This is a genomic window from Pseudomonas viridiflava, assembly GCF_900602065.1.
In the GTDB taxonomy this organism is placed as follows: domain Bacteria; phylum Pseudomonadota; class Gammaproteobacteria; order Pseudomonadales; family Pseudomonadaceae; genus Aquipseudomonas.
This window is the reverse complement of the sequence record NZ_UWFN01000319.1, coordinates 1-353: the sequence shown is the minus strand read 5'-3', so window position 1 is coordinate 353 and position 353 is coordinate 1. Positions and strand designations below refer to the sequence as shown.

General features: G+C 62.0%; 2 protein-coding genes. Both read right to left on the bottom strand.

What is annotated here, in order from left to right; translation table 11 throughout:
• Positions 1-217 (bottom strand): TIGR02444 family protein (locus EE949_RS24360; protein WP_277423381.1); only part of this gene is annotated, 217 nt, incomplete at its 3' end.
• 29 nt (positions 218-246) lie between these two features.
• Entirely contained in the window at positions 247-306 is a 60-nt protein-coding gene (locus EE949_RS30005; protein ID WP_277423382.1) for a hypothetical protein, read from the bottom strand.
• Positions 307-353 lie beyond the last annotated feature (47 nt).

Sequence of the window (353 nt, the reverse complement as noted above, 5' to 3'; positions counted from 1 at the left end):
CATCTGGCCAGTCACGGCTCAAGGCCTCAAGTCGGGTGAGCAGCGTGTGTTCGGCCTCCAATTCCAATGCCTTGACCCTGTTTCGCAGCTCGCCCTGAACGGCGTCACCCTGAGCTGCCGCCCGCCACTGGGTGCGCATTTCCCGCAGCGGCCGCACGACGTCATCGTGCCATGGCGTCGCAACTGTCCGATTTCGGACAATCGTTGCGTGTTGCATTCCACTCCGCGCAGCCCCAGCCACACGCCTCATAACACCGCACACACGTTGGCCCCGATGGTGTGCAGTGTCAGACAGGCCTGTTCCACACCCGGTCGGGCGTAAAAATCCAGGGTGAAACTCCAGAGGTCTGTAG